At 40.3% G+C, this 18,281-nt stretch carries 22 protein-coding genes; all 22 read right to left on the reverse strand.

Features of this window, described 5'->3' with window-relative positions:
- Positions 1 to 2: 2 nt before the first annotated feature.
- On the reverse strand, positions 3 to 713 hold the full coding sequence (locus tag NE665_RS05205) for a PcfB family protein (protein ID WP_195294502.1): 711 nt from the start codon (positions 711 to 713) through the stop codon (positions 3 to 5).
- A complete protein-coding gene (locus NE665_RS05210) occupies positions 710 to 2,044 on the reverse strand; it encodes a relaxase/mobilization nuclease domain-containing protein (RefSeq protein ID WP_195294504.1) in 1,335 nt (444 codons plus the stop codon). Before NE665_RS05210 ends, NE665_RS05205 begins: the two co-directional genes overlap by 4 nt.
- Positions 2,017 to 2,376: a plasmid mobilization relaxosome protein MobC gene (locus NE665_RS05215; RefSeq protein ID WP_195294506.1), complete on the reverse strand. Its 360-nt coding sequence runs from the start codon at positions 2,374 to 2,376 to the stop codon at positions 2,017 to 2,019. Before NE665_RS05215 ends, NE665_RS05210 begins: the two co-directional genes overlap by 28 nt.
- Before the next feature lie 351 nt (positions 2,377 to 2,727).
- Entirely contained in the window at positions 2,728 to 3,414 is a 687-nt protein-coding gene (locus NE665_RS05220) for a DUF5688 family protein (RefSeq protein WP_195294507.1), read from the reverse strand.
- An 86-nt stretch (positions 3,415 to 3,500) separates the two neighbouring features.
- A complete protein-coding gene (locus NE665_RS05225) occupies positions 3,501 to 3,725 on the reverse strand; it encodes a hypothetical protein (RefSeq protein WP_195294508.1) in 225 nt (74 codons plus the stop codon).
- 8 nt (positions 3,726 to 3,733) lie between these two features.
- Positions 3,734 to 4,051 carry a hypothetical protein gene (locus tag NE665_RS05230; protein WP_117445859.1) on the reverse strand — a complete coding sequence of 106 codons (318 nt, stop codon included), beginning with the start codon at positions 4,049 to 4,051 and terminating at the stop codon, positions 3,734 to 3,736.
- 12 nt (positions 4,052 to 4,063) lie between these two features.
- Positions 4,064 to 4,600, reverse strand: coding sequence for a hypothetical protein (locus tag NE665_RS05235; RefSeq protein WP_195294509.1), 537 nt, complete (start codon positions 4,598 to 4,600; stop codon positions 4,064 to 4,066).
- Positions 4,601 to 4,603: 3 nt separating this feature from the next.
- Positions 4,604 to 4,846: a DUF4314 domain-containing protein gene (locus tag NE665_RS05240; protein ID WP_195294510.1), complete on the reverse strand. Its 243-nt coding sequence runs from the start codon at positions 4,844 to 4,846 to the stop codon at positions 4,604 to 4,606.
- The gene (locus NE665_RS05245; protein WP_195294511.1) at positions 4,847 to 5,791 is read right to left on the reverse strand and encodes a DUF3991 and TOPRIM domain-containing protein; all 945 of its coding nucleotides are present in this window, start codon (positions 5,789 to 5,791) and stop codon (positions 4,847 to 4,849) included. It lies immediately after the preceding gene.
- Entirely contained in the window at positions 5,788 to 7,440 is a 1,653-nt protein-coding gene (locus NE665_RS05250; RefSeq protein WP_195294512.1) for an ArdC family protein, read from the reverse strand. The genes NE665_RS05245 and NE665_RS05250 overlap by 4 nt, the downstream gene beginning before the upstream one ends.
- A 17-nt stretch (positions 7,441 to 7,457) precedes the next feature.
- Positions 7,458 to 7,874: a hypothetical protein gene (locus NE665_RS05255; protein ID WP_195294513.1), complete on the reverse strand. Its 417-nt coding sequence runs from the start codon at positions 7,872 to 7,874 to the stop codon at positions 7,458 to 7,460.
- 55 nt (positions 7,875 to 7,929) lie between these two features.
- Positions 7,930 to 8,253 (reverse strand): type II toxin-antitoxin system RelE/ParE family toxin, encoded by a 324-nt coding sequence (locus tag NE665_RS05260; protein WP_195294514.1) that lies wholly within the window; start codon positions 8,251 to 8,253, stop codon positions 7,930 to 7,932.
- Positions 8,250 to 8,615: a type II toxin-antitoxin system RelB/DinJ family antitoxin gene (locus NE665_RS05265; protein WP_347285918.1), complete on the reverse strand. Its 366-nt coding sequence runs from the start codon at positions 8,613 to 8,615 to the stop codon at positions 8,250 to 8,252. Before NE665_RS05265 ends, NE665_RS05260 begins: the two co-directional genes overlap by 4 nt.
- Positions 8,616 to 9,353, reverse strand: coding sequence for a class B sortase (locus NE665_RS05270; protein ID WP_195294516.1), 738 nt, complete (start codon positions 9,351 to 9,353; stop codon positions 8,616 to 8,618).
- Positions 9,354 to 9,355: 2 nt separating this feature from the next.
- Positions 9,356 to 12,433 (reverse strand): SpaA isopeptide-forming pilin-related protein, encoded by a 3,078-nt coding sequence (locus tag NE665_RS05275; protein WP_195294518.1) that lies wholly within the window; start codon positions 12,431 to 12,433, stop codon positions 9,356 to 9,358.
- Between the two features lie 92 nt (positions 12,434 to 12,525).
- The gene (locus NE665_RS05280) at positions 12,526 to 13,206 is read right to left on the reverse strand and encodes a hypothetical protein (protein WP_195294520.1); all 681 of its coding nucleotides are present in this window, start codon (positions 13,204 to 13,206) and stop codon (positions 12,526 to 12,528) included.
- 204 nt (positions 13,207 to 13,410) lie between these two features.
- Complete coding sequence (locus NE665_RS05285) at positions 13,411 to 14,385, reverse strand: ParB/RepB/Spo0J family partition protein (RefSeq protein ID WP_195294522.1); 975 nt, start codon at positions 14,383 to 14,385, stop codon at positions 13,411 to 13,413.
- 12 nt (positions 14,386 to 14,397) lie between these two features.
- Complete coding sequence (locus NE665_RS05290) at positions 14,398 to 14,610, reverse strand: Lar family restriction alleviation protein (RefSeq protein WP_117445849.1); 213 nt, start codon at positions 14,608 to 14,610, stop codon at positions 14,398 to 14,400.
- Entirely contained in the window at positions 14,603 to 14,914 is a 312-nt protein-coding gene (locus NE665_RS05295; protein ID WP_154459520.1) for a single-stranded DNA-binding protein, read from the reverse strand. Before NE665_RS05295 ends, NE665_RS05290 begins: the two co-directional genes overlap by 8 nt.
- A 14-nt stretch (positions 14,915 to 14,928) precedes the next feature.
- Positions 14,929 to 15,747: an AAA family ATPase gene (locus tag NE665_RS05300; protein ID WP_195294524.1), complete on the reverse strand. Its 819-nt coding sequence runs from the start codon at positions 15,745 to 15,747 to the stop codon at positions 14,929 to 14,931.
- Positions 15,748 to 15,840: 93 nt separating this feature from the next.
- On the reverse strand, positions 15,841 to 16,335 hold the full coding sequence (gene lnu(C), locus NE665_RS05305; protein WP_016147248.1) for a lincosamide nucleotidyltransferase Lnu(C): 495 nt from the start codon (positions 16,333 to 16,335) through the stop codon (positions 15,841 to 15,843).
- A 458-nt stretch (positions 16,336 to 16,793) separates the two neighbouring features.
- Complete coding sequence (locus NE665_RS05310; RefSeq protein WP_195294527.1) at positions 16,794 to 18,182, reverse strand: helix-turn-helix domain-containing protein; 1,389 nt, start codon at positions 18,180 to 18,182, stop codon at positions 16,794 to 16,796.
- Positions 18,183 to 18,281 lie beyond the last annotated feature (99 nt).

The following is an 18,281-nucleotide window of genomic DNA, read 5'->3' on the forward strand; positions in this document are numbered from 1 at the left end:
GCTTACCTACCTTTCGTTTTGTGTTTCTTTAATACAGGAGCAGAGTTCTTCTTAGTTTGCTGATCCTTCAGGTTCATTAGCTGTTGCCTTACTGAAGGGCGTTTAGAAGTAAGGTTTGTTTCTTTTCCTTCGCTCCTGTTCTTCGGCTTTTCGGTCTTCGATGTTTTTGAAGATGGCTCGAACGGAATGCCGCCTTTCGCTCGAGCTTTTGAGGGGTTTGATTCGTTCATCATCTTTGAAATGAGTTCATCATGTTCTTTGTCAGATAAAGGCTTGACATCCTTGAACTGGTTCTTCTGGGCCATGATTGATTCACGGATGGCCTTGGTATCGATGGTAGCCAGATCAAACTTATCTACAATTCTTGATATTTTGGATGCATCCTCCGAACGCACCATGATATCAACGATTCCATCAGTATTGTTCTTCTCCTTTAAAACAGAGTAGAGAACACCATAATGCTTTGCTTCTTCACAGAACTTTTTCAAATCAGAATGATGGATGGCAAATACCTTGAGCTCCTTGCCGGATTTCAGCATGGAATCCAGCCTGGCTTTCCCTTTGATCTTTTTCTTGTCGGTAAGGATGGCATATAGTGTTGCCGCCAGTGATCGTGCGGTAGCACCACCGGCTTTCATGGCAATTTCAGCAGCCACTTCAATGCCTTCCAATGTCATTTTCATCATCTGATCAGCAGTATCCGCACTGTTCATATATTGAGGCTCCTTTCATATTCCTGCTGTTTTTCGTTTTTCTGTTCTTCAAGCTCATTGATCTGCTTGAGCTTTTCTTCAATGTCGGGGACTCTGTTTTCTATATCATGACAGAGTCTGAGTTGCTTTTTCAAATGTGCAATTTTTGAAGTGATGTCATCACGATCGGTTTCATACTGCGCTTTGAGCTCTTCATTCTTGACCCGTTTGAGCTTCCCATAGATCTTCTTTCGATTGTTGATCAGCTCATGAATTTCATCATTCACTTTTACTTTGAAGGCAATGACATCTTCAATTGTTTCCAGATTGTTTTTACCTAGGAATGTATTTTCTTCCGTTATCTTATCCATATAAATCAGATCCCTCCTTAATGCAGCGCTTGGATATCTTTTTGGTGCATCGTTTGCATGGATGATGCCCATCATGTACATGTATTTGAAATACAAGGCTTTGAATCCTTTCAGCTTCTTTGAGTCGCCTTTGTAGAAGTGTGAGGGAATGGCATCCTGCACTTTGACCATTGGCAAAATCAGGTTGTTGTAAAGGCGCTCCTCGATATGCTCCTCATCGTATCGTCCATCCCTTAATAGACTTTTCAGCCTTCGCATTCTTTGTCCCTGTGGATGCTTGATGGCAATGTACTTACGATCAGTCGATACTTCATATCCCATTTCCACGAGTCCTTCAACAAACTGTTCCATGCTTCGGGCATAGGACAGTACGACATCAACATCATGCTTGATCAGTTCCCTGAAGTATGGCTTGCCATTTTGCATGGCTTCCCATTCGCTATGATGCATTCCTTTGCCGTTTGACTTTACAACGGACAGGTTATAGCCATTGCATAGATCATCGGAAAGGTTCCTGAATCGGATGTAGTCATTACGGTTGTTGTCAAACTTCTTGCCATCCATGAAGGAAACCGAGTTGACCACGAAATGGTTGTGTAGGTGATGCTTGTCAAGATGCGTTGAAACGACAACTTCAAACCGATCACCCCACATAAGCCCTGCAAGCTTGACTCCGATTTCATGGCAAAGTTCAGGAGTCAGTTCATCTGGCTTGAATGACTGCACAGCATGAAAGGCAAGGACGCCATCATCCTTGCCATAGCTTTTCTTTGTGTGAATCATCTGCTTTACTGCGCTGGCAGGGGAGCAGTTGATTCCGGTAATATATTCCTTCTCATTTGTTTTGTAACCCTGAGTTGTATAGGTTAATACTTCATTAAGACCATCAGATATTTCTTCGGTTGTCTTTTCTTCATTGGAAATGTAGCGATAGACACGGCTCAGATTATCCTTTACTGGCCAGATTTTGGTAATTGCCATATGTCCTCCATCTTTGTTGGTGCCCTGATCAGTAGCATGATCTCATCAATCAGTTTCTGCAGTTCAATGTAATTGGTTTTGTAGGTTTCCACATCTATGGAACCATTTGAATTGGCTGTTTTTGCAACCTGGTTGATGTTGCTTGCAATATTGCGAAGCAGTCTTGTTGTCTCCAGCAGCTCCTTGCTTGGTGCTGCCTTTGGTATGACACCGCTTATCAGCAAGCGGATATATGATTCCCGTGAAAGCCTTGACTGTTCTACCAGTTCCATCAGATGATTGAATTCATCTTGATTGAGCTTTACTTCGATCCGGTAGTTTCTTTTCCTCATGTTCTTCCTTTTGAAGATGATGGAGAATGGATAGGCTGAAGACAATTCCAATCAACGAGAGGCACATCAGGCAGCTATAGAAAATGACCTGGTTCATATCGTTTGCATCAGCTTTCACGGTTGCTGCTGACACCAAGAAAGAACATGAACATCAAGGTCGTAATAATCACACCTGCACCAAAACAGGTAACACCAATAATTATTGAATTCATAAAATTCACTTCCTTTGCATTAAAAAGGCAGCTTTCAAAACTGCCTTGATAGGGTCTAAGGGATATTCCCTAAATATCTGTATTTGTGGTCGATCAAATACGTTGCTTGCTACATCTGTAGACATAGATAGTCTACAGACTAATGACACTGGAACCTGTTCTTGTTAACCATTTTCTGATAATCATCATATCTTTCAAAAAGGCGGGTATCCTTGTCATAGTGGTATACCGTATCCGAAAGGAACTTGTCTTCGCTGAGTGCATCGCTTCTATTGACGATATAAAGCATCTCCTTGAGATCCTTTGGCTTGACATTCTTGTTTTCCGCAATGACAATGCATTCATCAACTGAAGAAGGGATGACATAAAGGCTGCTGTCTAGCTTTGCAGACAGTGAATTCAGAAGTTCTGGATAAAAGATGGATGCAGCTCCATCACTGTTGTGTTCGTTTGTGACGATATACATTTTGACATTGCTGTTTCTTTCAACAACTTCATCTGGTATTCCAAGTATCATGGATTCCAGGGTCTGCACATGCGGTGGAATCATTTTTGGCGATGAAATCATGGCATCCTCGTGAAGCTGATCAAGTGTCATGCCATAGACATTAAGCAGGTTGTTTGTGATCTTTGCTGAACAAATCTGCGTATCGGATGATTTGATAACAATGTGATAGGTTATCGCAAGATCGCCAATTGCGGTATGCGGCATATCTTTGAGTTCATTTTGTTCAAGATTGCATACGCGTATGAACAGATAGTCCTTGACCATATCGTAATTGGTAATATTCGAAATATCTGCGATAAGGTTCTTATTGATGATCATTCTTGGAATCCTCATTTTCTAATTGCTCCAAATAAAAATCCAGCCTGTCATGACTGGAAGAAGTGCTGATATCGCTGATGGTAATTTCAATTTTCATTTTCTTTTGTCTCCTTGTTCTTGTTTGCAGAAGGAATGATATCAGAAAGCTCTGATTCCATTTTCTCCATCATTTCCTTCTTCTGATTGAGAAGCTTAAGCTTGTTGGCAATCAGAATGTTTTCTTCAGAATACTTTTTGATCCTTTCCTCGTTTTTGATTTTCTGGTTTTCCAGCAAATGTATTTTACGGATAATGTCTTCATAGCGGATCATGTTGGCACCTACTCATCATTACGATGACCTTCCATACCGAAAAGAAAATCAGTTGTATCGATTTCATCCACATCATGGTCATAGCTGTCGATGGTCATGACAATGAATTCAATGATTTCGTGCATCAGCTGTTCTTCGACTTCAGCCACAACTTCCAGTGCAATTTCATCACACATCTTTTCCATGATTGATGAATCTTCAGTTGGCCTATAGTCGATTTCCATATTCTCAACTGCATCGATTGCCCAGTTCATAACATCAACCGTCATCTGATCATCACGATGAAGGTTGGAATAGTTGTAGATTTTTGGATTGTAATAGCTCATTGTGTTTTCCTCCTATCTTTCAAAGCCATTCTTCTTTTTGATTCTAGTCTTGTCGTCTTCAGTAATTTCAAACTTGTAGACATTATCGGCTGGTTCCATACCAAACAGGGAAGCCATAAGTTCGGAATCATTTTTCGTATCCTCATACTTATCAAGATGTTCAGAATCAACTAGATGGAATTTCTTCTTCAGGGTTTTCTCATCTTCAACAAGTTCCTGGGCTGTTATCTTGATGGCGGCTTCTTCGTTGAGCTCCAGTGAATCCGGTGTCTTGTTCATGTCCATCAGTAATAATGTTTCATAGAACAGTACCGGTTCTTCTTCCTTTAATGATTTCATCTGCTTGAACATGATATTCAGAAACTGCCGTTTTACCTGATCATTTACCATGACTTCCACAGGCTGATCCAGTATATCCTTGTAGTGCTTGGCTGGAACTACTGTTGGCTGGTTGGTATCCGGATTGATATAGGCATAGGTCATTCGCGAAATGTTTTCGCTCAGTTCCTTGATCTTCATTTTCACAAATAGATCAAACTGTTTGTTCATATGTCATCTCTCCATTTCTTTTTTCTTAACTTTAGTGAATTGATCTTCATCAGGTACTAGACCAAGGGAAGAACCATTATCCCAACCAACATGGATCGTACCAGCATCATCAACAAACTGGACAGTGCCATATGTTCCATCAGGTACTGGATGGCAGTCATCATTCATGTGGATGCATTTGATTTTGGTACCTGGCGGGTATTGTCTTCGCAGTCTTTCGACTTCATCCTGTTTCATAAATTCCATTTAGCATTTCTCCTTTCGCTGCTGGTCCATTTTTGCAAAGACCAGCTTTTCATTTACGTCCTTGAAGTAGGTTGGATGTTCATCAATGCATTTGTAGGATTCATCAAGAATTGAAATGATGCTTTGGGTTGCACGTTTACCAGTATCATCATTATCCAGATGCAGGATGATCTTCTTGATACGATCATTTCGTTTGAGATAGCTCCATAAGGCAATTGGAACATCCGCTTCCTCTTTTGCAACAATGCCAGCTGTTGCTCCTGATAGTGACAGGCAGTTATGTGAATAGAAGGGAATGTTGTCCATCTTTAACAACGTCATATAGGAAAGCATATCAATGGCTCCTTCAAAGACGTGAAGCTCATCTGATTGGATGGTAGTAAAAGAAAAGCTGAAAGCCTTGTTGCTTCCAGCATGATCCTGTTTCATAGGGGTATTGATGCTTCTTTTGAAGGCATAGGCTGGCTTATTGCCATCGAATCCAACAAAGACTGCATTCTTGTAATATCTGCTCTGGTATATCTGGCCTTTTGCAACAAAGTAATTAACGATGTCCTTGTCAATCATCCTTTCATCACAAAGATAATGGATCACATCATCGTTTGTTTCATCCTTTGACGGCAGCACAAACGGCTTTGTTGTTTTTGGCCTTTCATGTGTAATGACTGGTATGCTGATCTTCATCGCATCCATGATGGTTTCACAGGCATCCATGAAGGTATAGCCTTCAACGGTTACCAGATAATCAATAGCAGAAGTTCCGCCTTTTCGTTTTGACCACCAGTACCATTTCCCATTGGAAAAGTGCAATGAATCATGATCAACATGGATATAATCCGTTCTACCGTTTTTGATCAATAGATCTGGATGGTAGTTCTTCAGATAATCAATTGCGCTCAGGCTTCTGATTTCCTTCAGCTTGTCTTTAGGTATATATCTTGTCATCTTTCTTTCTCCTTAACCTTTGGTGCCATATTTGCCAGATTGTTTTCCTTGCAGAATTTGCGGATGTCATTTGCATTTTCAATAACTTGCTCCTCTGTATATACAGCTTTAACCTTATACTGGTTTTCTTGAATATTGTTTAGCCATTCATCCATGAATTCGTTTAGCTGATGAGCAGCAACCGGATCCTTATCAACTCTTTGATAGAATTGCAGATTGTCCTGTTGGTAGGACTCTGGATATAGCAAGCGGTTATCCTTATCAACAGTGAATTCAACATCCGGATCAGCCATTAGATCACCATTAAGTTCATAGTTATGGGACATGGCATAACGGTTATCATCAATGATTTCAACATTCAGATCCATGAAGTACGGTGTTCCGTATTTGATATAGCAGGCATCACCACTTAATAGAGGTGCAGCTATTGCTTCAAACTGCTCATAGTTCCTTCTTTCAATCGAATCATCGATGAATGGATGGCCTGTTTCCGGATTGTATGATGGATTATTCAATGCTTTATAGATGGCCTGTTTCAGATCTCTTTTGAAATCTGTGTGATTGTTGTAAAGATGTTCTTGGATTTTCATTGCTTCCTTGTTTCTATCAAAATAGTTGTAGATGCTGCTTTCGATATTCTGGTAAACCAATGAGTCATCCAGTCCTGGATTATAATTTGCTTTCAATTCATTGACCACATTTATTACAACATCATTTGCCAGCTCATTCATTTCGACTGGTGTGATATATTCGTGTACCATTGTCCGTTTCTTCAGGTTTTGGGCAAACAATGGTTCTAGCTTGTCAATCATCTCATGAGCCGTACTCTGGATATTGGATAGTATGGTCTTCAGTTTTGCTTCATCCTGGGCAGCATAGCTGGCGATATAACCGAAGGAATAATCGGAAGTATCAATGCCAAAGTGATCGCATAAAACAAAAGCGAGAGATTCGGCTTCGATCTCTCGCTGGTCAGAGTCCTTGTCAGTTTTCTTGTGAAGGATGCTATGCGAGTATTCATGGATCAGAGTTTTGGCAATCTGCATATCCTCCAGTTCCATATTAAGCACGATCCTGTCTTCGGCGATTGAATAATAGCCTTTGGCACCACCAGCCAGAACAGCATCTTTTGAAGGTGAATGGTAATCGATTGGAATGGTGCAGATGTTTTTGACGGAATCAATGAAGGCCAGTATCTCATCAGAACTTCCGGTCAGATTATGAATCAAAGAGGGAAGGGGTTCGCCTGAAGTCTGGGATATATCAAAGACGGTCGTGGTCGTAAAGCGAAGCTGATTGATGACTCTTTCTTCCTTAATTGGATCACCATTTTCATCAAGTATTGGATTGCCATCTTCATCAGCCTTATCCATCAGTTGGGTAATCTTGCTTGTTACTGGTGCCAGGATTATCAGTCCTCTTTCACCTTTATCTACATGACGGTTGAAGTTGCGCTGCCATGCGTTGTATCCAGCTACCAGTGTTGCATCCGGTTTCTGGGCCAGTATCAATAGGGTATTGTTCAATGAATAGCTATGAAACTTGGAACAGCAGGAAAGGTATTTCCTGAAGTTGTCTGAACTGTAAACATCTTTGACACCCTGTTCGATCATTTCAAAAGCCTGTTTGGTCTTTTCTTCTTTTGTCACTTATTCACATCCTTTCTTCATCGTTCCTGTTCTTTTGATCTGTTCATGCATCGAAATACATATTTGTCATCAAACCTTCTGATCATTGATGGATATTCAAGATCGATATTTTCATCATTCTTTCCGTCAAAGAAGTATTCATCGACGTCGCCATAGTCTTCACCAATGCGCATGTAACGGTAGGAATACTGGTTTTCCTGTAGATTCTTAAGACCGCTCATGATAGGGAAGACACCGTCATAGGTTTCATACCATTTGATATCATTCCAACCGAAATAGATGGCATCCTTTGTTCGGTGTACCACATCCATGTACTTCAGGTAATTATAGTGATCATTCAGCTTATTCAGTTTAAGATATTCTTTTACATGCTTTGAAAGTTCGTTAAAGCCATCGATTGATAAAATGATTCTTACATCGCTTCTGTATCCCATTTCAGACCTCCTTTCATCCAAAAGAAAAGCACCAGCGGTTGCTGATGCTTGTAAATTATTCACTTAATGCTTTGGCAATATCTCTTTTTCCATAGACGATACGAACAATTGAAACACTTGATTGCAAAGGATACACGATATAGAAAACCAGATAGTTTCCAACACGCATCTTATGTGTATTCAATGAATTCCATGGTTCCCAATCTAATATTGGATTTCTTTCAGGCATAAAGTCTAGTTCCTTGATGGAATTTCGTATTCGCCTTACCATTTTCGCTGCTGTTTCAGGAGCTTGTAAATTAAAAGCAATATATGAATAGATGTCTCTAAGATCATTTATTGCTTTAGTTGAATATTTGATTGTATATGTTTCGCTCATATGTTGAACTCTTTTGCCAGAATTGCATCCACTTCTTCTGGAGTATATGTCCTTTCTTTCTGAAGGGAATTAAGACCTTTTGTTAGCTCAGCATCGATCTGATCACGAGTCATATCACCGATGGAAGTTGGCTTTGACACAGGGAGCCTTAGATCCAGTGGCAGACTGTTTGTCAGAACAATCTGGCTGTATAGCATCTGGATGGCACTTGATGGCGTAATTCCTAATTTAGACAGGATGCTTTCGGCATTTTCCTTTAATTCTGTATCAATACGAGCATAAACAGGTGAAGTACTCATAGAATCAACTCCTTTTGTACTATCATTATAGAGATTTTTGCAAGCAATTGCAAGCATATACATTTATGCAACCTTCTTTCCAATGACAACGATCCTCTTGTTTCCATCTCTTGTGTCGCATGTTACCAAAGTCATCAACTCATCATCATTTGAAACAGATGCTCCGGTCCGATACAGGCTGTTGTTTATTGTATTGGAAATGAATGCCTGGAAGTCATTATTGGAACGCCAGCTGCTTTGAGTGAACTCGAGTGAATGTTCAAGATTGTTAAGGTCTATGTTCATTACCGCAAAGATTTGATAGGTTCTGGTTTCTTCTTCTGTGATGAATCGGAAAGTTGGATGCTTCATATAGTAATCACTGTTGATGTAATCCATCAGTGGGGTAAAGATGATATTGCTTCTGGTGCTTGAATGCCCATAGATGACAACATTCTTGGCATTTATGTTTCCATCACCTGAGATGTAGGGAATGCCAGCAGCTGCATATTTTCGTTCAATATTTCTTCTGACGTAGTAGTCATTGTCAGGTGCCTGGACAACAGGTTCATAAATGACACGATCATCAGATTCGATGATTCCCACAACATCCGGATTTGTCTTTTTCAATAAAGGCAAAGAAAGCTCCTTTTCAGAAGCTTCCTCATCCTTATTCGTTTCATTGGTTGCTGGAGTATCAACATAGTAATCAGTATAGTCATAAGCCTTCTTGGTATTGAGAATACTGTAGGTACAGATTCCGGTAATACCAATTGCTGCAGCGACTGCTACAATCAATCTGATCTTTGTTTTCTTCTTCATATCTAGACTCCCGTATTTGGAACAACGATGCGGTCATTTTCAAAATAGACGATTACAATGTCACTATCTCGATCCGCTTCCACTTTATAGGCTTTGGATTTGTCAGCCAATTTGTAGGAAACAGGAGCCTTGATTTCCTTGAATTCATATTCATGGCCATAGATGGCATCAGCCAATACTGCTTTTCCATCTTTTACGATATGCTTTGCGACTTCTTCTGAACCCGCTTTTCTTGAATAGTAGATACCATCATCAAGATCAATGATGATTTCCTTGTTTTCATCCGTCTTGGCTGTTTTGATGATTTCTTCAAAGGCTTCATCCTTGGCGATTTCATATTCTTCATCCTTTTCGGATCCTTTGATCATCAGATTTCCAGAGCATAGGGAAGCAACATATTTGCCAGTTGTCTTGTCATAGACTTCAAAGATGGCGCCATTCAGGAAATGGTCCTTGTGTTCACTGTCTACTTTGTTTACTTCCAGATCAAGACGGCGTTTTTCGTTGTGAAGTACCATTCCAACTTGAATTGATTCCAGGCTTGTTTCACCATATTCAAATGTGAATTCATGGTTTTCTTCATCAAGAACAAAACCAACATTGGTTTCAAGTTCCTTCACATAGTAATCGCCAGCAGGAAGATCCAACTGTTCAATATTGTGGCCATTTTCATCCAAAGTCAGAATACCAACAAGTCCATCAGCTGGGATGCATACTCTGCTATTATCATCTTCATCATCAGATAAAAGAACAGGTATCACTTCTTCAACTGGTTCTCTTACAACAATTTCATCTTTTGCATAGACACCGAATACGACATCCTTGTAGGATTCAGGATCTTCATCTTCAAACGTCTTGGTAATTTCAAAATCCAGTTTCTGTCGATCATTCTTGTAGGATTGCTTGATTTCAACTACATCGATCAGCTGTCCGCCATACTCAATATCGAAGTCGTAGACAGTTGGATCCAGTACAAAGCCTTCAGGTGTATTGATTTCAGTAATGGAATACTTGCCAAGCTGGAGAAGAGAAGAAGTGGTTACACCATCAACTGTTGTAAAGATATCTACAACATCTCCAGCGCTATACCAGAGCGTTCCTTCAGGTGTGATGATATCTTCTCTTGCTGTAATCTGATAGGTTACCCCTTCAAGATATTTCTCTTCGTAGATTGGAGTATAAAGTGTACCGTATTTTGTTTCGCTTGTTTCAACATCAGCAAGCATTTCTCCATACTTCTCAACATATACCTGCCCCTTCTGGGTTGTATTGTCAAAATTCATGAAGATCTCGGTTGCTGTACCATCCACATTGACCGGTATTTCCTTGTCACTTAAGACATAGCCATAAGGGGCATTGATTTCAACAATCCAGTATTTGCCAAACTTCAGCGTTTCTGGAAGATGAACCGATCCTTCTTCGTTTGTTACGAATACATCGGTTTCGTACTTGTCTGGATAGGTTACCTTCTGCTTGATGAAGTTGCCGTTTTCATCCTTGATCTTGAATTCAACGCCAGCTGCTGGAATTCTTTTTCCGGTTTCAGCATCGGTTTTGTAGATATTGAGTTCAGCTTTTAAGGTATCGTTGTAGATGTTGTAGAAGTAGGTCTTCTGATCCTGTTCGATCTTCACTTCAAATGGCTTCAAGGTATCATAACCGGTAACAGCATGTTCCTTGACGACGTAGGTTCCATATGGAAGCCAATCAGTAATGGCACGGCCGTCTTCATCTGTAGTCAGTGTAGCAACGGTTTCACCACTTGACTTGAGGATGATATCAAACACAAAGCCAACACCAGGTTCTGATATGACCGATTCATATGGATTCTTTCGTTCCTGTTCGATTGTCTTGGCAATTTCGATTCTTCCTTTGATGACCTGGTCTTTGCAGGTTGTATAGAAGGTAGAAGGGGTACTGTCACCAGAGAACTTCAGTTCAACGCTGCTGCAGCTGCTATTAAGTAGATATCCTTCAGGTGGTGTCACTTCACAGACATTGAGCGTCGTACCAACAGGATACTTCCTTGACTTGGCTTTATTACCACTTGTAGTAATTGTTTCCAAGACATTGCCGGAAGCATCCTTTACTTCAAATACAGCACCGCTGAATGTTGCATCTCCTTGTGTTTTAGTGCCTGTTTCAATATCCCGCTTTTCCACTTCAATATCGGCATAAAGAAGTTCGAAGTTCAGTTTGAAATTTGGCGTAGGGTCGCTTCTTGAAGCCATGAAGATGACTTTCTGATCTCCTCCTGCTCCATAGATGACATGAACATCCCTTGCTGAATTCTTTCTTGAGAAGGTAAGAGTACGATCATAGTTTTCTGAGGTAATGGATACTGTCAGATTGTTGCCGCTAACAGATGCATTGATGCCGTTGCCGCTATTGACGTTGTAATTGCTCAGGGTTCCTTTGGTATCTGTCAAGGTAACAGGAGTATTGATTCCCATCTTGACTGTCTGGTTGTTGAAGGAAGGTCTACCTTGCGGCTGACTTCTAAGATAATTGATTTCATTGATTTCAGGAGATAAATCAATTGGCGTAACACCATCTGGATAGTAAGGATCATACCATCTATCGACAACTTCCCAGATCAATAACTGAGTAGCAGCATAGTATCTTTCTGTCTGATGTCCTGGATAGGAATAGCCATAGTAGTTGAGTTCCCAGATGGCTTGTCTTTGGTATTCAGATAGATCATTCCATTTGGTAGTGTTAACTGGATAATCATGGTCGGTAGCAAACAATGCCCATGGTTCAATGCAGAATACAACATTTCCTCCAACCGTAAGGATTCGGATGTAGTCATATCCATAAACGCCAACGCCATTGATTCTGACAATGCGGTCACTGCCAAATCCTGGAGTTAATCGAAGTTTGGGATTTTCTGTTTCCTCTGCATAGATTTCAGGAAAAACCTCTTCAGCTGGACCAAGTTCCGTTATGGTCTCAACGGCTTCAGAATAATCGATTGGATCGTTTTCTTCAGCAAAGACGGGAGTGATTTGAAATGCACTGTTCAAAAGTACAAGCAATGTGAGGAACAGCTTGCCCGTTTTCTTAAATAAATTCTTCATTTTCTTTGTCCTTTCTTTCTAACTCTTTCAATAAAAAAAGACGAGATTGACTCGTCAGAATATCTATATAGTTCAGTAATGAATCACCACCTTTACTGGATCAAAGATCCATAGCTCCATAGGTTCAAACCATAATAGGCAACAGAGCCATCATTCCGATAAACAGGCTGTACTGAATAGTTGGTGATTTCCTTGTCGCCAATGGTCACAACATCATCCAGGAAATATTGTCCAGCATTATCTGCTTCAGACTGGCTGGAATATGTTGAATAGTAGAAGTTTGTGTCCATGATCACATCACATGGCTTGTTTGGATCCATTCCAACAGGACATGCATATTCCGGTATCGATGGCTTTTCAACAGGCTTTGGATCAGGTACAGGTGTTGGTTCTGGCTTAGACGTTACTGGTTCTGTAGCAGAATGGCTGTCATGTGGTGTTTCCTTTGGAGGTTTGTTACCAGAATTGGTCTTCTCTTCATTGACAGGAGATGTAACAACAACCTGTTTTTCTTCCTTATCACCTTCCGAAGAAGAAGTGTTCTTCTTGTCTGCAACTGTAACAACGGCATCTTCTTCCTTTTCGGTGCCATTGGTTTCAATAGTTTCATCAATGATTCCTTCATCCTCTTCCATTTCCTCTACGATGATATCTGCTGTTTCTACTGGTATCTCATATCGTTCATATAGTTTAAACATATCTGCATTAGCACCAATACCAAGTGCTGCTAGAGCAATTACTGATAAGCATGATAATAATAACTTCTTTCTCATTTACTGTTCCTCCTATAAGAATCTACTAATAATCTGGATAGTTACTATTACCAGTTCATTTTCTTCGGTAGGTAATAGTTTTTTCGGTAGGTTGAAGGGGTTTTAGGGGAAACATGGAGTCACAACTGCCAGGTCACAAAGCAGACTGCCCCTTCATTCAGTCTGTTAAAATCACAGGTGCAAATTTCGATATCCGACATGCGATTATCGTTCCTGTTCCCGTGATTTCTTTCTGGCCCAGTTTTCAAGCAGGTGGATGATAAGATCCTTTTTCCTGTTTGGTGTGAAGTCCTTTGGAAAGTATTGATCGATTTCCGACATCTTGAAAGACAGCTTTTCCTTCTGATTCGGCTTTTCTGCTTCCAGTGTTTCCTGGATGAATTCGGTTGTCAGTTCGCCATCATGGCTTAATCGCTTGAATTCCTGGCATTGGGCAAGCGATGGTGTACGGTCATTGGCAACAATGGCATCCGCAAGATCATATTGTTCATCTACAGTCAGGAATGAAAGCTCAACAGCTGGATTGAAAGCAATCTTTATTTCGCTTTCATGCCTTCCATCTACCATTTCCTGCAATGGTTCTATCAGGTAAGTGAGACGAATGAAACGCTGTATTTGTTTTCTGCTTTCGCCCATGTCGTTTGCTAAAACATCAATCGACTTTAACTTGTGGTCAAGTTGGCCACAAGTTTGCTTGTTGTATTCAACGCCTAATTCTTCATCGGGAATCAAGTCAATTTTCTTGCCCTGATGTTTCATGGCTTCAAGTCGCAACTTATAGGCATATCCTCTTTCGGATGGATAGATGTTTTCACGCTGAATGTTGGAGTCAACCATCAGTATCGTTGCCTGGTCATCATCAAGTTCTCTGACAATAACATTCATTTCCGTGAGTCCGATGTGTGACATGGCATATTTACGCCTGTGACCAGATATCATCTCATAGGTTCCATCATCCTTGGAACGAACAAGAGCTGGTATCAGGATTCCGTTTTCCTTGATGGAATCGATGAGCTTCAGCATGTCCTCATCCATGGTTACATGGAAAGGGTGGTTCTTGAAATCGGATATCTTGTCAATTGGAATGGATACGATCTTTTCAAGTCTTGATTCCTGGCGTTCCTCTTCAGTAGAGAACAGGGAATCATAATTTGGTAGTCCTAAATCTAGTTTTGGCAATCAGATCACCTCCTAGAACAATGGAAGCTGATGGCCACTGGATACCTGAGCATTCCATGTGTTGGCAGCTTCTTCATAAGAATCCTTGGGATCTGAATGGTAGCCACAGATTGAACAATATCCAAACTGTCTGAACTTGCCATTGATCCTGCCACCATCCCAGTCGATGATCACCTTGACATCGGAGTGGCAAACAGGGCATTTCTTAAGTCTTATCTTAATCATTTTGATTTACCATCTCGATCTTTTCAGCAACAACATCCGTTGAATAATGCTTCTTGCCATTCCTGTCAAAGGAACTGGTATGGATCCTTCCTTCAATATGATAGGGAGTGCCTTTTAGTGGGCTCTTTGCAATAATGGCAGCATTTTCATTAAATGCGATGCAGTTGATATAGTCGTACCATTTTGTTCCAGTCTGGGGAACAGACAGTGTAAACAGTACATAATCGGAACCTTTGTCGTTTTTCCTGATGATTGCATCCTTAACAAGGGTTCCGCTTAATGACACATAATTCGATTTGTTCATTTTCTACCTTCTTTCTATCTTTCAAAATCATTTCGCTGCTTTGGCTTGCCAGATGAGATCAATTCATCAGTAAGCAATGAATATGCACTGGCAACCTTGGAATCCTTGGCGTAGGAATAGATGCTCTTGCCTGAAATGGAAGCTTCTCCGGCTTTGGTAGCAACTGGAATAACCGAATCAAATACCCTGATGTTTCTACCGAAACTATCCCTGATCGTCTCTATTGTACTTTTAGCCAGATTTGTCTTCATATCTGCCAAGGTAATGGCAACACCGGCAATGGTGAGATTGCTGTTTATCTTGCGCTGTACTTTGTTAATTGTTTGAAGTAACTTGGTCATTCCCTTAGCAGGCAAGTACTGAGCCTGTACCGGTATCAATACCTGGTCAGCAGCCGAAAGTGCGTTTACTGTAAGCATGCCAAGGGAAGGTGGACAATCTATCAGAATGTAGTCATATCGATCCCTTAATGGTTCAAGGCAGCTGCTTAAAACCTGTTCACGGTTGATGACAGACACAAGACGCATTTCAAAGTCGGCCAGTTCAATGTTTGCTGGTATTACATCGACATCCTCTTCGTGTTTCAAAATCAAAGAGGCATATCTGATATCCTTATCATTGATGTAATCGTCAAGCATTGTTGAAACAGTATTCTCTAATGCATCATTGTTTTTCCAGCCTAAGCAGGCTGTTAGATCACCCTGAGGGTCAAAGTCGACAATCAGCACTTCCTGCCCGTTACGTGCAAGACCGATAGCTACATTCTCTGTTGTAGTTGTCTTTCCAACGCCACCTTTCTGGTTTGCGACTGCAATAACTTTGCATTTGGACATAATAAAAACTCCTTTCCCATAACCACCAGCTAGTTGTGGATATGTAAAAGGAGTTATGATTATTTTGTTAGATAGACAAATTGGAATTTGTAGTTATCTATACTCATTTGGAATTTCGATATGAAATGTCTCACACAATAACTTCACATCATGCACATCATTCTCATCAAATTCGTATCCCAGATGGAACATTACTTGACTATATGGTTCAATACAGGAAACCTCTATCTCCTCAATTTTTCCTTTGCCCGAAAAAGTTTCTATCGGAAAACAATCCCCCTCATAAAGAATTTCACCTTCGCCCGTATATTCAAAACAATGCAAATCAACAATTCTGTTTTTCGCATCTTCCCATACAGTATGGTTCAATGTTGTATATTCCATCTTAATCTCATAAAAGTCATTAGCTTTCATCATCTCTATAAAGTTCTGATAATCTTTCTTTTCTACAAAAATATCAATATCGTTATGGGCTCTTGACTGATATCCAAGAAGAGCATCTACACCCCAGCCGCCATCAAGAAAGACTTTAATCTCCGCATCTATTGCAAATTGAAGAATCTGTTTTACATCTGTTATATTGACCATCTTATCATCTCCGCAAATTCAAATTTGTATAAATCCATTTATCTAAAATCACCTAGAGTATAACATTTATTTTATAGCTCTGGATAGTCGGTATAAAATTATTAAATTCATGATGGATTCTATTTTATTCAGTTGTAATAATATAATCATTCAATAAAATAGATCGAAGATCTAACTGAGAAGTATATTGATTTTCATGATATGCAATAATCGCATCAAAACCAACTCCGTGAAAACATTTTTGAAAACATTTTTCTAAGACGCATGGGAAAAAGGCCTGTTTTGATGGAATTGTACCTGTGAATATGGCCAAAAAGGGCATATTTTCGATCATTGGGAAAATAATACAATCGAGTTCGCTCGCTTTCTTAGGGATTGCACCTGTGAAAACAGATGGTTTTCAAGCTATTGCAAGGTAAACAAAAACGCCAGCAGCTTCTGCTAACGTTTATGATCAGTTATTCCTCTATTTCCCAATGGCCACTATATCCTCTACCAACATATTTAATACAGTCTAATTCACTAAGCTTTCTTCTCACAGTTCTTAAACTGATGCCTAATTCATTTGCCATATCTTTTGCGCTTATTTTGTTGTTTGCTCTGATCAGGCTGATGATTCTGTTATTAATATCATCTTGGGTGCCATCTTGGGTGCCATCTTGGGTGCCATCTTGGGTGCCACTATTTGATAAATCATAATTCAAGTTAGGCATCTCAACTATGAACTGAGTTCTGTCAGAGTAGAAGACTGGTCTTTTTGCTTCTGTATAATTCTCCTCAAACTGGTAACCTTCGACAATCTTGCTAAGTCCGCTGCCTTGTCTTTCCATAAGACCAAGACGATTGAAGATATCGGCCAATATTGGGTTTCTTCTTTCCGAAGGGACATGCCTGATGTCTAACTCCTGAATTAGTCTTCCGTTGACCATTCCACCTGGAGAATATATCTCCATTCGATCATCGAATATGTCGATATGAACTTCGCTGCCAACTACCGTATAGTCACGATGAATCAGCGCATTGACAAGAGCCTCGGATGCGCTTTGGAAAACATATTCCGGCATTTCGATTCTTGAGAAAGGTGTTTTCCTCCACATCATTCTGGTGTTCCTTTTGATGAAGGATTCGCCATCACGTAGAAGGGAAATCAGCCCTCCTTTGTATTCTGCACTGTCCAGCGCATCAATCAAACCTCCGGCTTTGGTCAGGCCATTCCATCTGGTACAGAACAGCCTGTTCTGGTAAACTGGAGTTTCATCAGCCAATAGAGCGCCAGCATTTGTCAGTTTGCCATTGCTATTGACAATACCAAATGATTCATACAGTTTATCGTCAAAACTTTTGCCAGTCCATTGGAAGTATCTTTCCTTCAACTTGGAGAAAGAGTAATCATCAAAGTCATAATCGGTAACGAGCGAATCGAAAGTGGAGTTCTTTCCACGCATTACAAGGCGCTTCAATTCGATGGAAGTAGCCTTGACGCTCTCGTTTCCCATTCTTACGTAGGCTTCAAGCGAGCCATCGCCAGAATAGTAGTAAGGCGTTTCCTCACCCTTAAAAACATGAAGAAGGATCAGATCCTTGTTATCTTCCTTATGGAATTCAATAGAGAATTCAGGTACTGGATCAAGCCTGGTCTTGATGATTTCGCTGATCTTTTCAGCATCCTTGGCAGCATCTTTAAGCCCGATGATTTCGTCATCATCAGAAATGCCAAAGACAAGAAAACCGCCAAATGAGTTTGCAAAGGCACTGACAGTCTTGCACCAGCTCTTAGGTTTCTTTTCCTCAAGTCTTAATTTCTTGTCATATTCTGTTGTTTCGCCAATCAGGCTTTTGATATCCACTGCTATTCCTTCTTTCTTTATATGGGATTTATGATTGTCTTGGTAAAATGTCTATACTATTATAACATTTCCAGCAAGCTATTATAAGATGCTGCTTCA

Origin of the sequence: Clostridium sp. DFI.1.208 (assembly GCF_024463855.1) — a bacterium.
Lineage (GTDB): Bacteria > Bacillota_I > Bacilli_A > Erysipelotrichales > Erysipelotrichaceae > Clostridium_AQ.